This window comes from Mesorhizobium sp. M0029, assembly GCF_040323735.1.
Taxonomy (GTDB): Bacteria; Pseudomonadota; Alphaproteobacteria; order Rhizobiales; family Rhizobiaceae; genus Mesorhizobium.
The window spans coordinates 82,627-104,577 of sequence record NZ_JAMYVF010000011.1; the positions used below are offsets into that span (position 1 = coordinate 82,627).

At 63.6% G+C, this 21,951-nt stretch carries 23 protein-coding genes; 14 read left to right on the plus strand and 9 right to left on the minus strand.

Annotated features, from left to right (window positions below; all coding sequences use genetic code 11):
* Positions 1-549: 549 nt before the first annotated feature.
* Positions 550-1,200, plus strand: a complete 651-nt coding sequence (locus NKJ76_RS19045) for a hypothetical protein (RefSeq protein WP_352538104.1) — start codon at positions 550-552, stop codon at positions 1,198-1,200.
* Here NKJ76_RS19045 and NKJ76_RS19050 read toward each other — a convergent pair.
* From NKJ76_RS19050 to NKJ76_RS19060, 3 genes are all read right to left on the minus strand, one after another.
* A complete protein-coding gene (locus NKJ76_RS19050) occupies positions 1,188-1,490 on the minus strand; it encodes a DUF982 domain-containing protein (RefSeq protein WP_023670262.1) in 303 nt (100 codons plus the stop codon). The two genes, NKJ76_RS19045 and NKJ76_RS19050, sit on opposite strands and share 13 nt — an antisense overlap.
* Before the next feature lie 158 nt (positions 1,491-1,648).
* On the minus strand, positions 1,649-3,730 hold the full coding sequence (locus NKJ76_RS19055) for an ATP-dependent helicase (protein WP_352538105.1): 2,082 nt from the start codon (positions 3,728-3,730) through the stop codon (positions 1,649-1,651).
* A gap of 50 nt (positions 3,731-3,780) precedes the next feature.
* Positions 3,781-3,948 carry a hypothetical protein gene (locus NKJ76_RS19060; protein ID WP_352538106.1) on the minus strand — a complete coding sequence of 56 codons (168 nt, stop codon included), beginning with the start codon at positions 3,946-3,948 and terminating at the stop codon, positions 3,781-3,783.
* A gap of 136 nt (positions 3,949-4,084) precedes the next feature.
* Between NKJ76_RS19060 and NKJ76_RS19065 the strand changes: the two genes are divergently transcribed.
* Positions 4,085-4,237, plus strand: a complete 153-nt coding sequence (locus tag NKJ76_RS19065; protein ID WP_023693936.1) for a hypothetical protein — start codon at positions 4,085-4,087, stop codon at positions 4,235-4,237.
* 237 nt (positions 4,238-4,474) lie between these two features.
* On the opposite strand, the gene NKJ76_RS19070 is transcribed toward NKJ76_RS19065, so the two are convergent.
* Positions 4,475-5,443 carry a LysR substrate-binding domain-containing protein gene (locus tag NKJ76_RS19070; RefSeq protein WP_023670266.1) on the minus strand — a complete coding sequence of 323 codons (969 nt, stop codon included), beginning with the start codon at positions 5,441-5,443 and terminating at the stop codon, positions 4,475-4,477.
* A 111-nt stretch (positions 5,444-5,554) separates the two neighbouring features.
* Here NKJ76_RS19070 and NKJ76_RS19075 point away from each other — a divergent pair, with 111 nt between their 5' ends.
* The 6 genes from NKJ76_RS19075 (at position 5,555) to NKJ76_RS19100 (ending at position 12,564) form a co-directional block, all read left to right on the plus strand.
* On the plus strand, positions 5,555-6,388 hold the full coding sequence (locus NKJ76_RS19075; protein WP_023701893.1) for a hypothetical protein: 834 nt from the start codon (positions 5,555-5,557) through the stop codon (positions 6,386-6,388).
* Between the two features lie 13 nt (positions 6,389-6,401).
* Entirely contained in the window at positions 6,402-7,370 is a 969-nt protein-coding gene (locus NKJ76_RS19080; protein WP_352538107.1) for a DMT family transporter, read from the plus strand.
* Positions 7,363-7,596, plus strand: a complete 234-nt coding sequence (locus tag NKJ76_RS19085; RefSeq protein WP_023733893.1) for a hypothetical protein — start codon at positions 7,363-7,365, stop codon at positions 7,594-7,596. Before NKJ76_RS19080 ends, NKJ76_RS19085 begins: the two co-directional genes overlap by 8 nt.
* Before the next feature lie 166 nt (positions 7,597-7,762).
* Positions 7,763-8,209 (plus strand): Ros/MucR family transcriptional regulator, encoded by a 447-nt coding sequence (locus NKJ76_RS19090; RefSeq protein WP_023670270.1) that lies wholly within the window; start codon positions 7,763-7,765, stop codon positions 8,207-8,209.
* A 137-nt stretch (positions 8,210-8,346) separates the two neighbouring features.
* Entirely contained in the window at positions 8,347-10,224 is a 1,878-nt protein-coding gene (locus tag NKJ76_RS19095) for an ABC-F family ATP-binding cassette domain-containing protein (protein WP_352538108.1), read from the plus strand.
* 231 nt (positions 10,225-10,455) lie between these two features.
* The gene (locus tag NKJ76_RS19100; protein ID WP_023711902.1) at positions 10,456-12,564 is read left to right on the plus strand and encodes a molybdopterin-containing oxidoreductase family protein; all 2,109 of its coding nucleotides are present in this window, start codon (positions 10,456-10,458) and stop codon (positions 12,562-12,564) included.
* A gap of 58 nt (positions 12,565-12,622) precedes the next feature.
* Here the strand turns inward: NKJ76_RS19100 and NKJ76_RS19105 are convergent, their stop codons facing one another.
* On the minus strand, positions 12,623-13,099 hold the full coding sequence (locus NKJ76_RS19105) for an Lrp/AsnC family transcriptional regulator (RefSeq protein ID WP_023738646.1): 477 nt from the start codon (positions 13,097-13,099) through the stop codon (positions 12,623-12,625).
* Between the two features lie 103 nt (positions 13,100-13,202).
* On the opposite strand from NKJ76_RS19105, the gene NKJ76_RS19110 reads away from it, so the two are divergent.
* The 6 genes from NKJ76_RS19110 (at position 13,203) to NKJ76_RS19135 (ending at position 19,026) form a co-directional block, all read left to right on the plus strand.
* Positions 13,203-14,405 carry a diaminopropionate ammonia-lyase gene (locus tag NKJ76_RS19110; protein WP_352538109.1) on the plus strand — a complete coding sequence of 401 codons (1,203 nt, stop codon included), beginning with the start codon at positions 13,203-13,205 and terminating at the stop codon, positions 14,403-14,405.
* A gap of 2 nt (positions 14,406-14,407) precedes the next feature.
* Entirely contained in the window at positions 14,408-15,634 is a 1,227-nt protein-coding gene (locus NKJ76_RS19115) for a Zn-dependent hydrolase (RefSeq protein WP_031195177.1), read from the plus strand.
* Between the two features lie 12 nt (positions 15,635-15,646).
* Positions 15,647-16,819, plus strand: a complete 1,173-nt coding sequence (locus NKJ76_RS19120) for an amidohydrolase (RefSeq protein ID WP_352538110.1) — start codon at positions 15,647-15,649, stop codon at positions 16,817-16,819.
* Between the two features lie 96 nt (positions 16,820-16,915).
* Complete coding sequence (gene speB / locus NKJ76_RS19125; protein ID WP_023727319.1) at positions 16,916-17,719, plus strand: agmatinase; 804 nt, start codon at positions 16,916-16,918, stop codon at positions 17,717-17,719.
* Between the two features lie 63 nt (positions 17,720-17,782).
* The gene (gene dapB, locus NKJ76_RS19130; protein ID WP_023727318.1) at positions 17,783-18,556 is read left to right on the plus strand and encodes a 4-hydroxy-tetrahydrodipicolinate reductase; all 774 of its coding nucleotides are present in this window, start codon (positions 17,783-17,785) and stop codon (positions 18,554-18,556) included.
* Positions 18,557-18,792: 236 nt separating this feature from the next.
* The gene (locus tag NKJ76_RS19135) at positions 18,793-19,026 is read left to right on the plus strand and encodes a DUF680 domain-containing protein (protein ID WP_023727317.1); all 234 of its coding nucleotides are present in this window, start codon (positions 18,793-18,795) and stop codon (positions 19,024-19,026) included.
* 192 nt (positions 19,027-19,218) lie between these two features.
* Here the strand turns inward: NKJ76_RS19135 and NKJ76_RS19140 are convergent, their stop codons facing one another.
* Genes NKJ76_RS19140 through purM form a run of 4 tightly spaced genes read right to left on the minus strand, consistent with a single transcriptional unit; the run spans position 19,219 to position 21,883 of the window.
* Positions 19,219-19,734 (minus strand): SixA phosphatase family protein, encoded by a 516-nt coding sequence (locus tag NKJ76_RS19140; protein WP_352538111.1) that lies wholly within the window; start codon positions 19,732-19,734, stop codon positions 19,219-19,221.
* A gap of 10 nt (positions 19,735-19,744) precedes the next feature.
* Positions 19,745-20,077 carry a hypothetical protein gene (locus NKJ76_RS19145; protein ID WP_023731097.1) on the minus strand — a complete coding sequence of 111 codons (333 nt, stop codon included), beginning with the start codon at positions 20,075-20,077 and terminating at the stop codon, positions 19,745-19,747.
* A gap of 22 nt (positions 20,078-20,099) precedes the next feature.
* Positions 20,100-20,807 (minus strand): phosphoribosylglycinamide formyltransferase, encoded by a 708-nt coding sequence (gene purN, locus NKJ76_RS19150; protein ID WP_023670282.1) that lies wholly within the window; start codon positions 20,805-20,807, stop codon positions 20,100-20,102.
* Positions 20,804-21,883, minus strand: a complete 1,080-nt coding sequence (gene purM / locus NKJ76_RS19155; protein ID WP_023689059.1) for a phosphoribosylformylglycinamidine cyclo-ligase — start codon at positions 21,881-21,883, stop codon at positions 20,804-20,806. The genes purN and purM overlap by 4 nt, the downstream gene beginning before the upstream one ends.
* Positions 21,884-21,951: the final 68 nt, after the last annotated feature.

A 21,951-nucleotide genomic window follows, 5' to 3' on the forward strand; every position in this document is an offset into this window, starting at 1 on the left:
ATGCGGGCGCCAGGCGAGGCTCCGGTCGGGCGCAGGCGCTTTTCAAACGGATCGCGGCAATGCGACCTGGAACACGCAGCGGCGCCGTCAGCTTCCATGGTGTCGACTGCAGCAGGCCTCGTTCCTTAACGCAAGTGTTTCGGTCTAATGGTGGCGCTGCGATCCGTTGGCCTGCCGCATCGATATGATGCCTTCAGATGTACCTAAAATAGTCCTCGCTTGCTGCGTCCGCCGCTGCTTGCGGGTTGGCCGTCCATTTCTGCTTCGAGGTGTGGATCAACCCGATGGCGAAACGGTGGCTGCAGCGTCGCTCGCTATCGCGCGTGGTACCCGCCTCGGCGGCTTGTACCGTTATCCACTGCTCATAGATCGGATGAGTCAGTGATCCAGAAGTCGGCCTAAACTGTTGGAACGACAATTACTTAGAGAACAAATAATCCGTAGAGTTTCCGTTGTTCCATCCTTTCATCAAGATCATGATATATTCAATTCCTGATCAGCCATAATGGATTTGTGTCTGACGTCTCAAAGGCCAGTTAATATTCAGAAATGGGCAAGCATCTGCAAAAACTCAAAGGAATTTTAACACGGCATCTAGGCCGGGGGCCTTTTTCACTCCTCGAGTTCGCCTCAAGGTATGGATGCGTGACGCGGCACCTTGTAAAGGGTGAAGACATCGATCTCGTCAGTTCCGATTATCCACAAGCGATTTCTTTCCTGGCGAACGAATTCAAGGTTAAAGCCATTCAGTCGCGATCGATACCGGAGGAGGCAGTTTTGGCCGGCTCTATGATGCAGTCTTTGCGCTTTCATTCTTTTCCACATGCCGATAACAACTGGTCGCGATGGCTGGTTCGTCTGTTCAGCTTTGTGCGGCCTGGTGGCATTCCGATTTCACAACTAACGGCTCGCGAACCCTGCCTTTTCTTCAAATGGAGACGCCACCGAGTGAATTTGGCTTTCGGTTTGCATTTGAACAGTGAACAGGCCGACATCGCGGTTGAGAAATACGGCATGATGGCCATGGATCTTGGGTTCGTGATCAAACTATCTCAAGACGTTTCCAATGCCGAGTTACTCCAAGATGAAGTGGACGCTTGGTGGGATCACCAAGACGTGTTTGTCGTTCGACGTCTGCCGGCAAGTCCGAGTGATCTTTTTGCTGGGCAGGCCCGGTCCCGGCCGTCTCAGACGGCGTAGCCGCCATAACCATGTGCGACCGGCTTGACCGAGACGGCCGGCTGGACCGCGGGCCAGAGGATGCCTGCCGTGACTGCAAAGGTGATCAGGGCATCGCGTGCGGCCTCGGTCGAGATTTCGCCGGCGCGCGCCGCCTCGCAAGCCCTCACGGCCGCGCCATAGCTCAGGCGCCGGCGTGACGGCGGAAATTCGGTCAGGAAATCATGCATCTCGAACAGCGAGGCGAGCATGCGTTTGTGGCCGGCGCCAACGCTAACGGCAACCGGGGTGAAGAACATCGCGTCGTGCATTCTGGCCTCTCTGGATGGGCGGAAGGGCGGCGGCCGCCGCCCTCCGATCGCGGGTTGGACGCCAGAAAACGCGGCTGGCGGCCCGAGGTTCCCTGAGAGATGCCATGACAGGACGATTTGCTCTTGAGGTCGCTCCCTGCCGGCATTCGCGGTTGCGGCTATTTCCACATGCCGCGCATGCGGGCGCCGAGGTCGACGCGGACTTCAGGTCTGTGGCGCGGATCGTCCTTTGCGTGGACGCCCGCCCAAGAGGTCTGCTCGAAAGCGCCGAGGATCGAGGCCGGGATGAAACGGGTTCGCGAGGCATAGACGTGGCGGTCGCCGCGCGCTGCCTGGCCGTGAGTGAAGAAGCGCTGCGGCGTCACCAGATGCAGGCCGTCCTTGGCCCGCGTCATCGCGACGTAAAGCAGCCGGCGCTCCTCCTCGATGTCTTCCTTGGTGCCGACGCCGAGATCGGCCGGGATGCAGCCATCGACGGTGTTGAGCACGAAGACGTTCTTCCATTCCTGGCCCTTGGCCGAATGAATGGTCGACAGGATCAGATAGTCCTCGTCGCGGTGCGGCGGCCCGGCCTGGTCGCTGGTCGCATCCGGTGGATCCAGCGTCAGCTCGGTCAGGAAGCGCTCGCGCGAAGCATAGCCGGAACCGATCTGCTCGAGCTGCATGAGGTCGGCCCGCCGCGTCGTCGCATCCTCGTGGATGCGCTCAAGATGCGGCTCGTACCACAGCCTGACCTGTTCGAGATCGGCCGGCCATTTCCCCGACCGGGCGCGCAGGCCGGAATAAAGCGCAACGAAGGCCGGCCAGTCCTCAGCCGCGCGTTGCGGCGGCCGGTAGCGGGCCAGCCCCATTTCCTCGTCGAGCGATGTCGCCATGGTCTCGACGATGGTGCTCGCCGCCGAAGGGCCGATGCCGGGCAGGAGCTGCAGCACGCGGAAGCCGGCGACGCGGTCGCGCGGGTTCTCGGCAAAACGCAGCACCGAAAGCACATCCTTGACATGGGCGGCCTCGAGGAATTTCAGCCCGCCGAACTTGACGAAGGGGATGTTGCGGCGCGTCAATTCGATCTCCAGCGGGCCGCTGTGGTGCGAGGCGCGAAACAGCACCGCCTGCGATTTCAGCACCGTGCCGGCCTCGCGCTCGGCAAGGATGGCCTGGCAGACATAGTTCGCCTGCTCCGCCTCGTCGCGCACGCTGACCAGTTTCGGCCTTTGCGAGGATTTGCGCTCCGACCAGAGCTTCTTGGTGAAGCGCTCCGATGCCTCCGAGATGACCGCATTGGCTGCCGCCAAAATGGTCTCGGTCGAGCGGTAGTTGCGCTCCAGCATGATGACATCGGCGGCTCGCGCGAATTGTTGCGGGAAATCGAGGATGTTGCGCACGTCCGCGGCGCGAAACGAATAGATCGACTGCGCGTCGTCGCCCACCACCGTCAGTCCGGCGCCGTCCGGCTTCAGCGCCGAAAGGATCGAGGCCTGCAGCCGGTTGGTGTCCTGGTATTCGTCGACCAGCACATAGTCGAAACGCGAGCCGAGATGCGCCGCGATCTCCGGCTCGGCGGCCATCTGCGCCCAGTAGAGCAGGAGGTCGTCGTAATCGAGCACGTTCTGCGCCTGCTTGGCTTCGACATATCGGGCGAACAGCGCCTTCAGTTGTTCGGTCCAGCCGGCACACCAGGGAAAGGCCGAACCCAGCACCTCGCCGAGCGGCGCTTGCGCGTTTACTGCGCGCGAATAAATCGCCAGGCAGGTGCCCTTGGTCGGAAACCGGCTTTCGGTCTTCGAGAATCCAAGCTCATGCCGGGCAAGATTCATCAGGTCGGCGGAATCCTCGCGGTCATGGATGGTAAAGGCGGGGTCGAGGCCGATCGTCAGCGCATAGTCACGCAGCAGCCTGGCGCCGATGCCGTGAAACGTGCCGGCCCAGGCCAGCGCATCGGCGATGACGGACGCGTCTCGGCCCAGGACCTCGCCGGCGATGCGTTCGACCCGCCTGGCCATTTCGGTGGCGGCGCGGCGCGAGAATGTCATAAGCAGAATGCGTCTGGGATCAGCCCCCTTGACGATCAGATGCGCAACCCGGTGGGCGAGCGTGTTGGTCTTGCCGGAGCCGGCGCCGGCGATCACCAGCAGCGGCCCGGCGATCTGGCCGTCGCCATGTTCGACGGCGAGCCGCTGCTCGGCGTTGAGCTTCGTCAGATAGGCGGGCTGCAAGGACGAATCATTGATGGCGATGGTCATCGCCTATCAAGCATCGTTTCCGCTTTGTTCGCAACGGGCCGAAGTCGCCCCTATCCCCGTGGCGCGACACCCGTCGCCGCCGACTGGCGCCGCAATGTGGCGCGTTCGTCGCCAGGCACCGGCAACGGATCGAAATTGTCGGGCACGTCCTTGATGATCTCCTTGGCGATGCGATAGGTCGCGTAAGCGAAAAGGCCGGTAATGAGCAGACGGATCATGGCGCGATCTCCTTTGGGCAACCAACCTCAGAGCCGCCGTTTGGTTCCAGCCGACGCGGCGTCGTTTGCGAGCGTGCAACCAAAGCCGAACCACCTCGTTGCCTTACGAAGGAGAGGGCAGACCTAGGAGGTCGCCATGAAGAGGCTTCTGATTCTGCTAGCCGCCAGCTTGGCGCTCGCCGCCTGCGACGGCGACATCCAGCCAACCAAAGCCCCGGTGCTCGATCAAACTCCGCAGACGGATTCGGCGCCAAAGCCGGCGGCCAGCGGCGATCAGCCGGCGCAATGATCGTTTTCCGGCGGGAGACGAGAAATGGCTTTCAGGAGAAGAAGGCCGGCGCCGCTTGGGAGGTGAGCTGATAGCGCCGGCCAGGCGGATATCAGGTCCGCCGCAACAACCGAAGATAGCTGAGTCGCTCGCCTGCGTCATGAGGTGGCAGTTTTCGTGCCGGTTCTGCTCGTGCCGTCTGCGCAAAACCAGCAGAAAAGACCACAAATCCCGCAAGGCCGCGGAAAGAATCCGACCTCAGGCAATGGCCTTGCGCAGCACCGGGCCGCCGGCAATCCCGGCGTCCAGTTGGCACTGCGTCAGCGCCGCCTCGGCCATGATCCACTGCTTGAACAATTCCACCTTGCGCGTGTAGGGCGCGGTGACCGGGCAGACGAAATACCAGCCGGCGGTGTTGGGGTGATGCACGGCAAACGGCGCCACCAGCCGCTCTGCGCGGATCTCGCTCGCCATATAGGCGCGGTTGGCGACTGCAAAGCCCATGCCGGCATTGGCCGCCTCATAGGACATCATGCAGGAATCGAAATAGATGCTCTTGGTCTCGCCGAGCACGGAACTCGCGCCGGCAAAACCCAGCCACGACTGCCAGTTCTGCGTGCAGGTGTCGGAATGCAGCAGCGTGAAATGCCTGAGGTCGTCGGGCGTCACCTTTGACGGCGGCCTATCGCCGAGAACCTCGTGGAACAGCTTCCTGCTGCACACCGGCGTCAAATCCTCCTTGAACAGCAGGTCCGCCTTGAGGTCGGGAAAGCTGCCGTCGCCATAGCGGATCTCGAGGTCGAACTCGGAGGTGGCGAACTCATTGGTGGCGTAGGAGGTCGAGACCCGCATTTCGATTTCGGGATATTGCCGCTGGAACAGCGGCAGGCGGGCAAACAGCCAGCGCGCCGCGAACGTCGGCAGCACCGAAATCTTCAGCACATGCGCCTGCGACTGTCCGGTCGCCTCCATGCTGGCCGCCACGATGCGCTCCAGCGCCTCGCGAACGCGCGACACATAGGTCTCGCCTTCGGGTGTCAGCGACACCGCATTGCCGCCGCGCTGGAAGATCTTGAAGCGCAGCTGTTCCTCGAGGCTTTTGACGCGCTGGCTGACGGCGGAAGCAGTAATAAACTGCTCTTCGCCCGCGCGCGTGAAGTTACGGTGCCGGGCGGCACTTTCGACAATCTTCAGCGAATTTAGGTTGACCTGACTGAGCAGACGCACGCGTTTCGACCTTAAGCTGGGCTTACACTAGCACCAGCATTCCTAATTTTACAGGGGTGGGGAAATTAATCGACAGTTTACCAAGTGATGCCCCCATCCTGGAGAAGTAGAATGAACGCCCATACCATACCTGAACTGCGCTACGCGATGAGCCGAGAAGCCATTATCGGCCATGAGACGGCCTGGAAAGTGTCGGGTTTCGGCGTTGCGCAGTATCTGCATGGCTACGACCCGACGCTGCTGGCGGCGATCGAAGAGGCGGCGTTGAAGCTCAAGGCCAGCCACGCCGTGCACAAGCACCTCGACCTTACCTTCATCACCGGCGCCGACCGTTTTATCCCGGAGATCAAGGAGTTGCTGCATGACAAGCTGCGCCTGGAACGTCTGTCCGACATGATGGGCACCAAGCTCGAGCCCTATCCGCTGTCGATCGTCGGCTCGACCGTCACTTTCATGAATCCCAAGGACGGCGCCGTCGATTGGCATTGCGACGGTGTCCCGGTCACCGAACTCATTCCGCTGTCGATCAGCAATCCGCTGGTCGGCGGCCATCTCGAAATCTACTGCGACGATTCCGAGACCGGCCGCGCCATCCTTGAATCCGGCCGCGAGATTCCGCGCAACCAGGTCATGCGCATCGACCACAAGATGAACTACGCCACGCTCGGCCAGTTTCTCGGCGTCCTGCACCGCACCGCGCCGATCCAGCTCGGCTCGCGCGTCACGCTGGTCCTCAACCAGCGCTCGGTGGCCAAGCCTTATGTCGACGACAATCGCATGTTCTATCTCGCAGCCGACAATGATCACGATCGCGAGTGGGTCAACGAGCTCGCCGAAGACGTCTGGACGAACCAGCTGCCGGCCTATCGGCGCTTCGAGGAAGAACGTCCCGTTGCGGCGGCGGCCGATGCGCCGGTCCCGGGCGGGTCAAGGGAATCCTGGTAGCCAGAGCATAGAAGTGGACGCCGGTTTGGCCGTCGGTAACATCATGGTCGGCGATAAGGACAAGGCACCGTCTCGGCGATTCCGGGATGGATCGGGCTCGCCATCGGCCCTGGTCTTCGCCGCCGGCGCGGTCGCCCTGTGGTCGACCAACGCGCTGGTCGGCAAATCGCTGCTGGCCAGCCATCCGGTGTCGCTGGTGCAGTTGCTGCAATTTTGTGGAGCGGCTCTGGTGTTCGCCGTCATCCATCTGGCGAGCCGGAAGAGGGGCCTGCAAGACGCAGCCTTTTCCAAGGGTGCTGACGGCACCCTGGCGCCGGTCGCGGTCGGCTTTATTGGCCTGGTCGGCACCATGGTGCTGCAATACATCGCCTTTGCGTCCATGCCGGTGATCGAGGCCAATCTCGTCGCCTACACCTGGCCGCTGATGGTCGCGGCGGCGGTCATCATGCTGGGCAAGCGGCAACGCCCCGTGCTGCTGGGTTTGACTGCCGTGCTCGGCTTTGTCGGCGTGGCGCTGGTGATCTCGGGTGGCCGCGGCCAGCCTTTTCTCCAGGGCAGCATCGTCGGCTATCTCGCTGCCTTCGGCTCGGCGCTGTGCATGGCCTTCTATTCGATTGCGGTCGCCCGCCTGGCCACACCGTCGGAGCGTTTGCTTTTGCCTTCGGCATTGGTCGGCGTCGGCCTGACCTTGCTGTGGTGTATTCACGACGGCGCAGCCTGGCCATCCAGCGAGCACCTCCTCCTTGGCCTCTATCTCGGCGCCGGTCCGATGGGGCTGGGATATTATTTCTGGTCGCGCGCCTTGAAGCTTGAAGGCGGCGGCAAGGTTGCGGTCATCGCCTATCTGACGCCGATCGCGTCGACGCTGCTGCTGACACTGTCGGGCGAAAGGCTGACGCTGACCGCGATAGCCGGTGCGGTCCTCGTCATCGGCAGCTGTATTGCGGTGGGCATAGAACGCTCGGAGGCTGAACATGCTTGACGACGATGAACGCCTCGCCAGACAGGAAGCATTCTGGCTGCTCAAGGAGTTCGGCGCCGAGGCGCCGCTCTATGCCGCCATGAAGGCCGAAAAGGCGATAGAGCAAAAAGATTTCGGCCGGTGCGCCCGCTGGAAGCGCATTCTGGAGATACTGGCCGACTCCAAACCTGCCGGGTCCGTGCAGTTGAAATCTGCTGGCGCGAAGTCGGCCGTTTCCAAGTATTAGATTTTCTAATTTGCAACGTTGCAACCTGTTGTGGAAACATCCTCCTGTTCCGATTCTTGATCGTTTATTGAGACTTAGCGACCCGTTGGGGGGTGCAGCTAGGTCGATACATCAAGAGAAGTCTTAAAAAAAGCCGGCAACTTCATGACCGGCGGGAGAAACAGAATTGCACACCATCGACAGCAAGACCGCTATTGAACTGACTGCTGACATCGTCTCAGCCTATGTCGGCAACAATCCTCTCCCTGCGTCTGGCCTGCCGGATCTGATCGCCAGCGTCAGCGCATCGGTGCGCAAGCTGGGCAGCATTGCCGCCGTGGAAAGCCCCGCGCTGAACCCGGCTGTCAATCCGAAGCGGTCGGTGTTTCCCGACCACATCGTCTGTCTGGAAGATGGCAAGAAATTCAAGTCGCTGAAGCGCCACTTGATGACCGACCATGGTCTCAGCCCGGAGGAATATCGTGGCAAATGGGGCTTGCCGTCGGACTATCCGATGGTGGCGCCGAACTACTCCGCGACCCGTTCGGCACTGGCCAAGTCCTCGGGCCTCGGCCGCAAGCCGGCCGTTCCGGCCGCCGCGGCCAAGGTGACGAAGCGCAAACCCAAAGCCTGAACCAGGCAGCCTCTTAAAGTCAGTCTGCAGTTAGCAGTGATGGACGGCGCGCTTTGGGCGCGCCGTCTTCATGCCTTATGCCCCCGCCAGCGCCCAGGCCCTTGCGAAGCGCCGCCCTCCCGTGCAAAAGCCCCGGCATGCTTATCATCAACGATCTTTCGCTCCGCATGGCCGGACGCTTGCTTCTCGATCATGCCTCGCTGACCTTGCCGGCCGGCACAAAGGCCGGCCTCGTCGGCCGCAACGGCACCGGCAAGACGACGCTGTTCAAGGCCATCACCGGCGACTTTCCCTCCGAGACCGGCTCGATAAGCCTGCCCAAGAACACCCGCATCGGCCAGGTGGCGCAGGAAGCACCCGGCACCGAGGAGCCGCTGATCGAGATCGTGCTCAAGGCCGATCTCGAGCGCACCGCATTGCTCGAGGAGGAAAAGACCGCCACCGACGCGCACCGCATTGCCGACATCCATATGCGGCTGGCGGATATCGATGCGCATTCGGCGGAATCCCGCGCGGCCACCATCCTCGCCGGCCTTGGCTTCGACGACGCCGCGCAGCGCCGCCCGGCCTCGTCCTTCTCCGGCGGCTGGCGCATGCGTGTGGCGCTCGCCGCGGTGCTGTTTGCCGAGCCCGACCTTCTGCTGCTCGACGAGCCGACCAACTATCTCGATCTCGAAGGCACGCTTTGGTTGGAAAACTACGTGTCGAAATATCCGCACACCGTGCTTCTGATCTCGCACGATCGCGACCTGCTCAACCGCGCCGTCAATTCCATCGTTCATCTCGACCAGAAGAAGCTGACCTTCTGGCGCGGCGGCTACGACCAGTTCGAGCGCCAGTACACCGAGCAGAAGGAATTGCAGGAGAAGGGCCGCGTCAAGCAGGAAGCCGCGCGCAAACACATGGAGTCCTTCGTCGAACGCTTCCGCGCCAAGGCTTCGAAGGCGAGACAGGCGCAGTCGCGCATCAAGGCGCTGGAGAAGATGAAGCCGATTGCCGCGATCGTGAACGACACGGTGCGGCCGTTCTCTTTCCCCGAACCGGTGAAAACGGTGGCGTCGCCGATCATTGCCTTGAACAACGTCAATGTCGGCTACACCGAGGGCCAGCCGATCCTCAAGAAGATGACGTTGCGCATCGATGCCGAGGACCGCATCGCCCTGCTCGGCGCGAATGGCAACGGCAAGTCGACCTTCGCCAAGCTTCTGTCGGGCCGGTTGAAGCAGGAGAGCGGCACCATGACGGTGGCGCCGGGCCTGAAAGTGGCGATCTTCGCCCAGCACCAACTCGACGACCTACGCCCGGATGAAAACGCCTATGAGCATGTCCGCCGGCTGATGCCGGAAGCGCCGGAATCCAAGGTGCGCGGCCGCGTCGCCCAGTTCGGTCTGACCACCGAAAAGATGAACACCGCCGCCAAGGACCTGTCCGGCGGCGAGAAGGCGCGCCTGCTCATGGGCCTGTCGGCCTTCGAGGGTCCAAACCTGTTCATCCTCGACGAACCGACCAACCATTTGGACATCGACAGCCGCGAGTCCCTGATCCATGCGCTGAACGAGTTTCCCGGCGCCGTCATCCTGATCTCGCATGACCGGCATCTGCTGGAAGCGACCGCCGACCGCCTGTGGCTGGTCAAGGATGGTGCGGTCAACCCGTATGACGGCGACCTAGAGGACTACAAGACGCTCGTCACCGGCGTGTCCGGCGATCGACGCGGCAAGCGCGAGGCCGAGAAGGCATCAAAGGCCGATCGCCGCCGCGATGCCGCGGCGCGCCGCGCCGCCTTCGAGCCGCTGGCCAAGGAAATCCGCGCCACCGAAGCGCTGATGGACCGCATCCGCAAACGCATCGACCTGATCGAGGATGAACTCGCCAATCCGGCGGTGTACGAAAAGGATCCGTCGACCGCGACCCGGCTCGCCAAGGAGCGCTCGCAGCTGGCACAGCAGTTGGCTGGCCACGAGGAAAAGTGGCTGACCATGTCGGCCGAGTACGAGGAAGGCACGGCGGAGTGATTTACCCTCCCCCTTGTGGGGAGGGTCGATCCGCGAAGCGGAGCGGGGTGGGGGTCCGCGCCGCGGGGGGGGGGCGCCGCCGCGGGCGCCCCCGCGCCCCCCGCCGCCTGGGGGGGGGGGGGGGGGCCCCGCGCCGCACCCCACCCCGTCGCTGCGCGCCGACCCTCCCCATCAAGGGGAGGGTAAGATCTGGCCCTACACGCCGCCCGCGAAACCCGCTAAAAACGCCGCATGAACCAGCACGCCAAGGTCAGAATCGGCCACTCCGCCTGTCCGCATGATTGCCCTTCGACCTGCGCGCTCGAGGTCGAACTGCTCGATGGCAACCGCATCGGCCGTGTCCATGGCGCCAAGTCCAATACGTATACGGCTGGTGTGGTCTGCGCCAAGGTCGCGCGCTATGCCGACCGTGTCCACCATCCCGACCGGCTGCTGAAGCCGCTTGTTCGCGCCGACGCCAAGGGCGCCGGCATCTGGAAAGAATCCAGCTGGGAAGCGGCACTCGACCTCGTCGCCGAGAAATTCATCGCGGCCGAGGAAAAATACGGCTCCGAGACCGTCTGGCCTTATTTCTATGCCGGCACGATGGGGCTGGTGCAGCGCGACGGCATCGACCGGCTGCGCCATGCGAAAAAATACTCCGGCTTCTTCGGCTCGATCTGCACCAATCTGGCCTGGACCGGCTGGATGATGGGAGCGGGCGCCTTGCGTGGTCCCGATCCGCGCGAGATGGCGAAGTCCGACTGCGTGGTGATCTGGGGCACCAATGCCGTGGTCACGCAGGTCAATGTCATGACCCACGCCATCAAGGCGCGGAAGGAGCGTGGCGCCAGGATCGTCGTCATCGATGTCTACGAGAACGCGACGATGAAGCAGGCCGATATAGGCCTTGTGCTGAAGCCCGGCACCGATGGCGCGCTGGCCTGCGCGGTCATGCATGTGCTGTTCAGGGAAGGCATGGCCGACCGCGCCTATCTCGAAAGATACACCGACGATCCGAAGGGGCTGGAAGCGCATCTGGAGACGCGCACGCCGGAATGGGCTTCCGCCATCACCGGTCTTGCCGTCACCGAGATCGAGGCTTTCGCACGCCTCGTCGGCACGACGAGGAAAACCTATTTCCGCCTCGGCTATGGCTTTGCCCGCCAGCGCAATGGCTCGGTCAACATGCACGCGGCATCCTGCATCGCCGCCGTCACCGGCGCCTGGCAATATGAGGGTGGCGGTGCCTTCCATTCCAATTCCGGCATCTTCAAGCTCAACCAGGATGTGCTGGAAGGCGCCGCGATGCGCGATCCCAATATTCGCCATCTCGACCAGTCGCGTATCGGCCCGGTGCTGACCGGTGCAGCGGACGCGCTTTACGGTGGCCCGCCGGTGACGGCGATGCTGATCCAGAACACCAACCCGGTGAATGTCGCGCCCGAGCAGCGGCTGGTGAAGCAGGGTTTCCTGCGTGACGACCTGTTCACCTGCGTGCACGAGCAGTTCATGACCGACACGGCAAAGCTCGCCGATGTCGTTTTGCCGGCAACGATGTTTCTCGAGCATGACGACGTCTACAAGGGCGGTGGCAACCAGCACATCACGCTCGGCCCCAAGCTGATCGAACCGCCGGAAGGGCCGCGCACCAACCATTTCGTCATCGAGCAATTGGCGCAGCGTCTCGGCGTCGCAGACCGGCCGGGCTTTGGCCTGACCGAGCAGCAGCATATCGACATCATCCTCGGCAAGCGCGGGCTGGGCTCCTTCGCCAGCCTCAAGGAAGACAAATGGGTCGACCTGCAGCCGGATTTCGAGGCGGCGCATTTCATCGATGGTTTCGGCCATGCCGACAAGAAATTTCACTTCCGCGCCAATTGGAGCGGGCAGGCGGCGCCCAACCGGCCGCCGAAAATCATGGGCCTGTTCGGGCCGGTGGCGGAGCTCCCGGAATTCCCCGACCATGTCGACCTGATCGAGGTCGCGGATGCGGAGCATCCGTTCCGGCTCGCCACATCGCCGGCGCGCAACTTTCTCAATTCGACATTCGCCGAGACACCTGTGTCGAGAGCCAAGGAAGGCCGGCCGGAACTCCTGGTGCACCCGGACGATGCCGCCGCGCTTGGATTGGGCGACGGCGACCGTATCGAGGTCGGCAACCGGCGTGGCGAGGTGGTGCTGCACGCAAAGCTGTTCGAAGGCCTCAAGCGCGGCGTGGTGATCGGCGAGGGCATCTGGCCAAACAGCGCCCATGAGCGTGGCGAAGGCATCAATGTGCTCACCGGCGCCGATGCGCCGGCACCTTATGGCGGCGCTGCCTTTCACGACAACAAGGTCTGGCTGCGGCCGGCGGGCTAAAGCAATTCCAGGAAAAGTGTGAGCGGTTTTCCGTCCGGAATTGCGTAAAAGAGACTGGCTATCCCGGCAGAGGCACCGTCAGCCCCACCTTGACACGGTCCATGGCAACGAAGGTGCGGAATTTTCGGACATTCTTGCTGTCGAAGAACAGTCTGCGCGTCAGGGCCTCATAGGCCCCCATGTCGGCCGCGGTGATGACTAGGATGAAGTCGGCCTCGCCGGTGACGTAGTAGCATTGCTGCACTTCGGGCTCTGCCGAGAATTGCCGCTTGGCCGCGTCGATCAGGTCCGAGCGTTCGCTCTCCAGTTCGACCTCGACGAAAATGGTGATGGGCTGGCCGACCACAACGGGGTTGATGACAGCGACGTTGCCGGCAATGACGCCGGACTGTTCCATGCGCTTGATGCGCCGCTGCACCGCCGGCGCCGACAGGTTGACGGCTTCGCCGATCAGCCGCTGCGGCGTCGTGTTGTCCCGCTGCAGGATGGCAAGGATGGCCAGGTCGAAACTGTCGAGCGAAGGCGATCGAGGCAAAGCGCTATCCTGGCGAAACAAACTTGCATTTCGAAGCGCCAATAACAGCGCTATTTGCGCCTCGGCTGCAATATGATTTCGTCACACCCAAAGGAGGCCACCCGTGTTCCTGCTCAACAGCAATGCCTTGCACCGCCGGCCGCTCGATCCGGTCGATGCCGAAACGCTGGGGAATGCCGGTGCCGATAAGGTCGAGCGCTTTCTTGCCCATCGCGACAATCACCTCGCAACTCCGTTGCATGCATTGCCGACGCTGGCCGGCGAACTCGGCCTCGGCGCCGTCCACATCAAGGATGAAGGCTTTCGCCTCGGTCTCGGCAGTTTCAAGGCGCTCGGCGGCGCCTATGCCGTTTTTCGACTGGTGCTGGAGGAGGCGAGCCGATCGCTTGGTCGGCCCGTTGACGTGGCCGATCTCAACCGGTTCGACGTCCGGGCGGTCGCTGCCGGCATGACGGTTGCCTGCGCCACCGACGGCAATCATGGCCGCTCGGTCGCGCAAGGTGCACAGTTGGTTGGCGCGAAAGCGGCAATCTTCGTTCACGCCGGCGTCAGCGAGGCGCGCATTGCAGCAATAGCCCGCTATGGCGCCGAGATGATCCGCGTCGACGGCAATTATGACGACTCGGTCAGGCAGGCCGCCGAGGTTTCAGCTGAGCAAGGTTGGACCGTGGTGTCCGACACCTCCTGGCCGGGCTACGAGCGCATCCCCGGTCTGGTCATGCAGGGCTATACGGCGATCGTGCGCGAAGCCTTGCGCCAGTTGCCGCAGCCGCCGACCCATGTCTTCGTGCAGGCCGGTGTCGGCGGCATTGCCGCCGCCCTGGCCGGCCATCTCGCCATCGTGCTCGGTGACGCCAGGCCGACCTTCATCGTCGTCGAGCCAGCCCGCGCCGCCTGCGTTGTCGCAGCCGCCCGGGCGGGCCACGTGGTCAAGGTCGCACACGATCAGCCGACGGTGATGGCGATGCTCGAATGCTACGAGGCCTCGCAAGTTGCCTGGCGCGTTCTGGCGCGGGTTGCCGATGCCTTCATGACAGTGGATGAGGAGGAGGCGGTCGCGGTGATGCGGCGGCTGGCACGGCCGGCTGGCAATGATCCAGTGATCGTCGCCGGCGAAAGCGGCGGCGTCGGTCTGGCCGGGCTGATCCGGGCGGTGGCCGACCACAAGGCCGCGCTCGGGCTCGACGACAAATCCCGCGTGCTGCTGATCAACACCGAAGGCGCCACAGACCCGCATCGCTATACCGAGCTGGTCGGGCAGAGCCCCGCCGATGTGCTGGCCGGCAAGCTGAAGGCCGAGGCATAGCCATGATCGGGATCGATGCACAGCGTCTGCTTGGCCGCATCCGGGAACTCGGCGCCGTTGGCCGCGACAGTGAGGATAGGCTGATCCGGCTCGCCGCCTCCGACACAGACAGACAGGGCCGTGACCTCTTTGTCGGCTGGCTCAGGCAGGCCGGGCTGGAAGTCGCCATCGACCGGGTCGGTAATATCTTCGGCATCTGGCAAAGCCCCGACAATGCCGGGCAGGCGCCGCTGCTCATCGGTTCGCATATCGACACCGTTATCGATGCCGGCATCTATGATGGCTGCTACGGCGTGCTGGCCGGGCTGGAGGTGATCGAGAGGCTGCAGGCTTCGGGCTTTTCGCCGTCGCGCCCGGTCGCGGTCGCCGCTTTCACCAATGAGGAAGGCGTGCGCTACACGCCTGACATGATGGGCTCGCTATGCCATGCCGGTGGCGTCAGCGCCGAGGCCGTGCTGGCCGCCATCGGCACGGATGGCAGCGTGCTCGGCCAGGAGCTCGCCCGCATCGGCTATGCCGGCGACCGCGAACCCGGCTTCCTCAAGCCGCATGCCTATCTCGAACTTCATATCGAGCAAGGGCCGGTGCTGGAGCGTGAAGGCGTGCCGATCGGCGCGGTCGAGAATTTGCAAGGCATTTCCTGGCAGCGCATCACCATCGACGGCGCCGCCAACCATGCCGGCACCACGCCGATGTCGATGCGCAGCGACGCCGGCCACGCCGCCGCCCGCATCATCACCTTCCTGCACGATCGGGCCAGGGCTTCAAATGGGCCAACCGTGGCCACGGTCGGCACGATGCGCTTCGAACCCAACGCCATCAACGTCATTCCCGCGCGCGCCGTCTTCACCATCGACCTGCGCGATCCCGACGAACAGCGCCTGCAGGCGCATGAGGCGGCCCTTGCTGCCTATCTCGAGGAGCTTGAGGTTTCGGAGAACGTATCGATCTCGGTCGAGCGGCTCGCCCGCTTCGAACCGGTGCTATTCGACATCGGCATCGTCGAACTGATCGAGGCGGCCGCGAAGAACCGCGGTCTCGGCGTCAGGCGCATGACATCGGGCGCCGGCCATGACGCGCAGATGATGGCCCGCCTCGCGCCGGCGGCAATGATCTTCGTGCCGAGCGCCGGTGGCATCAGCCACAATCCGCGCGAACACACTGAAGATGCCGAGCTTGTCGCCGGCGCCAACATCCTGCTTGATGTCGCCAGTGAGCTTGCAAAATAGGTCGGGGAGAAAATGGCTGAGCTCGATCGTGATGTGCTGCAGCAGGAAATGACCGGCTGGCGGCGCGATTTGCACGCGCACCCCGAGTTCGGCTTCGAGGAAAAGCGCACCGCTGCCTTTGTCGCCGCGAAGCTGCGCGAATTCGGGCTGGACGATGTTGCAGAGGGGGTCGGCGGCACCGGCGTCGTCGGCACATTGAAGCGCGGCAGCGGCAACCGGGCGATTGCGCTCAGGGCCGACATGGATGCGCTGCGCATCACCGAGCAGTCCGCGACAGCCCATCGCTCGCAGAACCCCGGCATCATGCATGCGTGCGGTCATGACGGCCACACCACCATGCTGCTCGGCGCGGCAAAGCTGCTGGCCGCCGAGGGTGGTTTCGACGGCACCGTGCGTTTCGTTTTCCAGCCGGCCGAGGAGTGGGGCAAGGGCGCGCTGGCAATGCTCGATGACGGGCTGCTGCAGCGCTTCCCCTTCGACGAGATCTTTGGCCTGCACAACATGCCGGGCCTGCCCGTCGGGCATTTCGAGACCCGTGCCGGCCCGTTCATGTCGGCGGAGGACAATTTCGAGATCGTGCTCAAGGGCATCGGCGGCCATGCGGCGCGGCCACATTCCGGGAACGAGACCTTGGTCGCCGCCTGCGCGCTGGTCACCAATCTGCAGACCATCGTCTCGCGCCGGCTGAGTCCCGCCGACATTTCGGTGGTTTCGGTGACCGAGCTGATCACCGACGGCACCCGCAACGCATTGCCCGGCCTCGCCCGCATCCTCGGTGACGCCCGCAGTTTTCGTCCCGAGGTCAGCGCCGAGATCGAGCGCCAGATGCGGGTCATCGCGGCAGGCACCGCCGCTGCCTACAATGTCGCCGCCGACGTGACCTATAGCAGGGAATTCGTGCCGCTGCAGAACGATGCCGACCTGGTGGACGCGGCCTTTGTCGCCGCAAGGCGCGTGCTGGCCTATGGCGCCGCCAGCATCGCGGCGGAGCCGATGACCGCCTCGGAGGATTTCGCCCGCTTCCTCGATCACGTACCGGGCTGCTTCGTCTTTCTCGGCAATGGCGAGACCTCGCCGCCGCTGCACAATTCCAGCTACGACTTCAACGATGACGGGCTGTTGCACGGCACGGATTTCCATATCGCGATCGTCAGGCAAAGACTGTGCGGCGCGATCGGGAAATGACGCCTGATCGCCTTCGCAACTGGCCCAAGCGGCACTGCTATCGCCAGCCAGCTGCCGGGTTTAGGGAGATTGCCTGTTGCCGGAGATCGCACGCCGATGACCAGGGTTTCGCTTCTGGGAATACCGCATGACGAGAACTCGTCCTATCTCAAGGGCGCGGCCGCAGCGCCGGCCCTGATCCGGCGGGAACTCAAAAGCGACGCGCACAGCTCGTGGAGCGAAACCGGCTTCGATGTGGCGGACAGTTTCGTCGACCACGGCGACATCGACTTTTCAGGCGCCGGCGGTCCATGGGAGCGGATCGAGGCCGAGGTCGGCCGCGCGCTGGATGCCGGCCACCCGTTGATCAGCCTCGGTGGCGATCATGCCATCGCCTGGCCGGTGCTGCGTGCCGTGCGCCGCCGCCATGCCAGGCTAACGATCGTCCAGATCGACGCCCATCCCGACATCTACGATGCCTATCAGGGCAACAGGCGGTCCCACACCTCGTCCTTCGCGCGCATCCTGGAGGAGGGGCTGGCTGGCCGGCTGATCCAGATCGGCCTGCGCACCCTCAATGATGAGCTTCGTGACCAGCTCAAGCGCTTCGGCGTCGAAATGATCGAGGCGCGGCATTTCAGCGAGGATCTGCAGCTCGATCTCAAGACGCCGGTCTATCTCTCGGTCGATCTCGACGGCCTCGACCCGGCTTGTGCGCCCGGCGTGTCGCACCGCGAACCCGGTGGTCTTACAACCCGGCAAGTGATCAACCTGATCCAGCGGATCGACCAGCCCATCGTCGGCGCCGATGTCGTCGAATACAATGCAAGCCAGGATGTCTCCAATCTCACCGCGCTGGTTGCCGCCAAGCTGGTCAAGGAGATCGCCGGCATGATGCTCAAGACGCATGGCGCCGGCTGAATCAATCTGGCAGGGCGGCATGGTAGATCATTGTTGTGACTCGCATTTCCAGTGAAAGCCGCCATGCCGCATCTGTTGAAGATAGCCATAGCCGGTGCGCTCGGCCGCATGGGCAGCCAGATGGCGCTGGCCGTCGAGGCCGATCCCAGGCTGACGCTCGTCGCCCGCTTTCACAGGCCGGGCAGCATCGGTGAGGGGCTGGTCGAGCGCGACGAAGCACTGGCGCTTGCGGATGTCGTCATCGATTTCACCACGCCTTCGGCCTCCGTCGATCTTGCACAAGCTTGCGCGGCCCGCGGCGGCCCGGCGCTGGTCATCGGCTCGACCGGCTTCGAGCCGGCCGATCTCGCCGCCATCGCTACTGCTTCGAAGTCCGTCGCCATCGTTCGCTCCGGCAGCTACTCGCTCGGGCTCAGCATGCTGACCGGGCTGGTCGAGCAGGCGGCGCGAGCACTTGGTCCCGCCGCCGACATCGAAATCCTGGAAGCGCATCACCGCATGAAGGTCGACGCACCGTCGGGCACGGCGCTGATGCTGGGCGAGGCGGCCGCTCGCGGACATGGCGTCAGGCTGGACGATGTGGCGAAACGCATCCGCGACGGCCTTACAGGTCCACGCCCTGCCGGCGAGATCGGCTTTGCCGTGCTGCGCGGCGGCAGCATCGTCGGCGAGCACAGCGTGAGCTTGCTGGCCGAGGGCGAGACGCTCACGCTTTCCCATTCGGCGGGCCACCGCTCGATGTTCGCGCGCGGCGCCATTGCGGCAGCACGCTGGGTCGCCGTCCGGCCGCCCCGCGAATACGACATGCGCGACGTACTGGGCTTCACGACCTTTTGAGATGCAAGGGTAACGCAACGAGGGGCGTTGGAGGTCGGAGCCGCCTAGAGAATAGAATATAGCAACAACTACGCCATTTCGCGCCTTCCAACACCGAACCGAACGGTTCGGTTCGCACATTTTTGTGATTGGCAATGGCAGCAACGCACACCCATTTCGGGGTGGTCCGAGCGACGCGAATTCCTCCCAAGGCACGCCACTTGACGGACAGAACTGAAAAATCTGGATTACCTGAAATGACCAAGATCGCACTTACCGCTGCTGCCATCCTCCTTGCCACCGGCACCGCTTTCGCAGGCAGCGACCACTACGGCTCCGACGGCGTCAACCAGCCTGCTGTGACAGCGCCCGCCGGCAACATCGATCACAATTATACCGCCTCGATCCGCAAGCCGGCCAGCCTCGGCGATTTCACGATCAAGGGCGACTCGAACCAGCCGGAATCCGGCCAGGGCATCTGGGGTCGTTGATTTTCTGAGAAATCTACGACCACAAAGAGCGGTGGGCCGGGCCCACCGCTCTTGTTTTTATGCAATCGACTCGGGCCGCAAAGATCTTGAATCAATCCGCCAGCAATTGGTCCTATCTCCTTGTTTGACCGTGGTCTTTTCAAAACACGGTTTGCGGCTGTCACCTGCGGCTAGCCCGTTAAGCAGCTTGGTCTAGCTTAGATCCTTCGGCTTGATGCAATGCGTCAACCGGGCCGCGCCGAAGCCGAGATCCGCCCAGTCGCCGTCGATGACAAAGCGGGCAAGGGCGCCGGTCGGGAGTTTCTCTTCAAGTTTCCTTAGAGCAGCCACACCCGATCGCGGACCGGCGAGCCGGCGGGCAAAGTCCTCCAGGCCGGGATTATGGCCGAGCACCAGGAGACAGCCAGCCGATGCGACTGCCTGCTGCACCTCTGCCAGAATGTCGCCAGCCGTGGCTTCGAAAAGCGCCTCGGCGAACTCCACCGTTACGCTCGCCGAAAGTTCCGCCGAGACCAGCCGCCATGTCTCGCGCGTGCGCAGCGCCGGCGACACCAGCGCCAGGTCAGGCTGCCAACTGCGCCGGGCCAGTTCGCGCCCCATCAGCGGCGCCGTCTTCAGCCCGCGCGGCCCGAGCGGCCGGTCGAAATCAGCAAGCGCCGGGTCGTCCCAGCTCGACTTGGCGTGGCGAAGAAGAAGCAGCTGTTTCATCTGTTAGATCTCAGGACCAGGGAATTTCGCGCTGGAAGTCCTTGCCGTATCCGCCACCGTATTTAGCGCCCGTAGCGGCATCAAAGGCTGCCGACAAAGTGCCGAAGACGAACAGGCCGACGCGCCTCTCATCTTTGTCCCATTGGACGGCAATATCCGCTTCGGTGATCGCCCAGGCACCCGATCGAATATGAATTGCGCCGATGATCCGCCCAACTACCTCGTCATGCGCTTCGTATAGGTAAAAATAAGCCGTGGCGTTTGCTGGCCCTTCAGTGTCGTCATATTCAAAGACGCCGGCGAGATCGCCTTTTCCCCGGATCGCGCTGTCAAAAATATCCAAGGGCTTTCAGGTCCTGAAGCGCCTACGGCGTGATCCGCGCCAGATGTTCGAGATCGCGCTCTTCGCGCAGCGGGTCGGGGGCCATCACCACGGAAGTTCCGTTTTCGGCATCGTCGGCGAAATGCGCCAGCACGGTGCGGCCGCCTTCCATGTGCGCCTTGCCGTCGGCGACCAGCCCGAGCGCCAGCGCATAAAGCCGGTGCTCGGCCTTCAGCACTCTGGCGGCCAGCGTGTCTTCGTTGTCGCCGACCATCACCGGCACCGCTGCCTGCGCGATGATCGGGCCGTCATCCATCTCTGATGTGACGAAATGCACCGTGCAGCCATGAATGCGAATTCCGGCGCGCAGGGCGCGCGCATGCGTATCGAGCCCTTTGAAGGCCGGCAGCAGGGCAGGGTGGATGTTGAGCATGCGCCCTTGCCACTTCTCGACCAGGCCGCGGGAGAGAATGCGCAGATAGCCGGCCAGCGCCACGATCTCGGCGTTGAACGCAATCAGAGCGGCGTCGATCGCCACATCATGCGCTTCCTTGCTGGCATGGTCGGCGCGCACGATGACCTTGGTCGGGATACCGCGCGCGGCCGCGATGCCGAGGCCGGCGGCGTTGGCCCGGTCGGAAATGACGCCAACGATCTCGGCGGGATAGGCCGGGTCGCTCGCCGCCGCGATTAGCGCCGTCATGTTCGAGCCGCGTCCCGAGATCAAAACAACCGTGCGTTTCCTGCTCATAGGCCGATCGAGCCCCGATAGATAACGCCGGCGTCGCGGCGCGGCACGATGCGGCCGATCGGCGTCACCGTCTCGCCGGCCTCCTGCAGCACGGCTGCGACCTGTGCGGCCTGGCCGGAGGCGACGACGAGGATCATGCCGATACCGCAGTTGAAGGTGCGCATCATCTCCTCCGGCGCCACGCCGCCAGTCTTCGCCAGCCAGGAAAACACCTGCGGCACATCGATGGCATTGAGATCGAGCTCTGCGGAAAAGTCCTTTGGCAGGACGCGCGGGATGTTTTCGGGGAAACCGCCGCCGGTGATGTGGGCCAGCGCCTTGATGCCGTGCGTGCCACGGATCGCTTTGAGGACCGACTTCACATAGATGCGGGTCGGCTCGAGCAGCGCCTCTGCCAGCGTCGCCTCATCGTTGAACGGCGCCGGATCGCCCCAGGCAAGACCGCTGACGCCAACGATGCGGCGCACCAGCGAAAAGCCATTCGAATGCAGGCCCGAGGAAGCCAGGCCAAGCAGCACGTCGCCTTCGACGATATCGTCGGTCGGCAGCAACTGGCCGCGTTCGGCAGCACCGACGGCGAAACCGGCCAGGTCGTAATCCTTGTCGTGATACATGCCGGGCATTTCGGCCGTCTCGCCGCCGATCAGCGCGCAGCCGGCCTGTCGGCAGCCGATTGCTATGCCGCCGACGATTGCCGCCCCCTGGTCGGGGTCGAGCTTGCCGGTGGCGAAATAGTCGAGGAAGAACAGTGGCTCGGCGCCCTGCACGACGATGTCGTTGACGCACATGGCGACGAGGTCGATGCCGATCGTGTCGTGCTTGCCGGCATCGATGGCGATCTTCAGCTTGGTGCCGACGCCGTCATTGGCGGCAACCAGCACCGGATCCGTGAAACCCGCCGCCTTGAGGTCGAACAGGCCGCCAAAACCGCCGATCTCGCCATCGGCGCCCGGCCGGCGCGTCGCGCGCACCAGCGGCTTGATCTTCTCGACCATGAGGTTGCCGGCATCGATGTCGACGCCCGCCTCGGCATAGGTGAGCCCGTTCTTGCGCTTGGCCCGGTCGCCCTTGCTCATCGTCGGCGCATCCCTGTTTCCCTCGGCGGCTCTTCGCATGAATGGTTTCGGGGGGCAAGGATGACGAC

Excerpts from the sequence above, each read along its gene's own strand:
- NKJ76_RS19045 (WP_352538104.1), top strand. The coding sequence starts at position 550 with ATGGGCAAGCATCTGCAAAAACTCAAAGGAATTTTAACACGGCATCTA.
- NKJ76_RS19050 (WP_023670262.1), bottom strand. The coding sequence starts at position 1,490 with ATGCACGACGCGATGTTCTTCACCCCGGTTGCCGTTAGCGTTGGCGCC.
- NKJ76_RS19055 (WP_352538105.1), bottom strand. The coding sequence starts at position 3,730 with ATGACCATCGCCATCAATGATTCGTCCTTGCAGCCCGCCTATCTGACG.
- NKJ76_RS19060 (WP_352538106.1), bottom strand. The coding sequence starts at position 3,948 with ATGATCCGTCTGCTCATTACCGGCCTTTTCGCTTACGCGACCTATCGC.
- NKJ76_RS19065 (WP_023693936.1), top strand. The coding sequence starts at position 4,085 with ATGAAGAGGCTTCTGATTCTGCTAGCCGCCAGCTTGGCGCTCGCCGCC.
- NKJ76_RS19075 (WP_023701893.1), top strand. The coding sequence starts at position 5,555 with ATGAACGCCCATACCATACCTGAACTGCGCTACGCGATGAGCCGAGAA.
- NKJ76_RS19085 (WP_023733893.1), top strand. The coding sequence starts at position 7,363 with ATGCTTGACGACGATGAACGCCTCGCCAGACAGGAAGCATTCTGGCTG.
- NKJ76_RS19095 (WP_352538108.1), top strand. The coding sequence starts at position 8,347 with ATGCTTATCATCAACGATCTTTCGCTCCGCATGGCCGGACGCTTGCTT.
- NKJ76_RS19100 (WP_023711902.1), top strand. The coding sequence starts at position 10,456 with ATGAACCAGCACGCCAAGGTCAGAATCGGCCACTCCGCCTGTCCGCAT.
- NKJ76_RS19115 (WP_031195177.1), top strand. The coding sequence starts at position 14,408 with ATGATCGGGATCGATGCACAGCGTCTGCTTGGCCGCATCCGGGAACTC.
- NKJ76_RS19120 (WP_352538110.1), top strand. The coding sequence starts at position 15,647 with ATGGCTGAGCTCGATCGTGATGTGCTGCAGCAGGAAATGACCGGCTGG.
- speB (WP_023727319.1), top strand. The coding sequence starts at position 16,916 with ATGACCAGGGTTTCGCTTCTGGGAATACCGCATGACGAGAACTCGTCC.
- dapB (WP_023727318.1), top strand. The coding sequence starts at position 17,783 with ATGCCGCATCTGTTGAAGATAGCCATAGCCGGTGCGCTCGGCCGCATG.
- NKJ76_RS19135 (WP_023727317.1), top strand. The coding sequence starts at position 18,793 with ATGACCAAGATCGCACTTACCGCTGCTGCCATCCTCCTTGCCACCGGC.
- NKJ76_RS19140 (WP_352538111.1), bottom strand. The coding sequence starts at position 19,734 with ATGAAACAGCTGCTTCTTCTTCGCCACGCCAAGTCGAGCTGGGACGAC.
- purN (WP_023670282.1), bottom strand. The coding sequence starts at position 20,807 with ATGAGCAGGAAACGCACGGTTGTTTTGATCTCGGGACGCGGCTCGAAC.
- purM (WP_023689059.1), bottom strand. The coding sequence starts at position 21,883 with ATGAGCAAGGGCGACCGGGCCAAGCGCAAGAACGGGCTCACCTATGCC.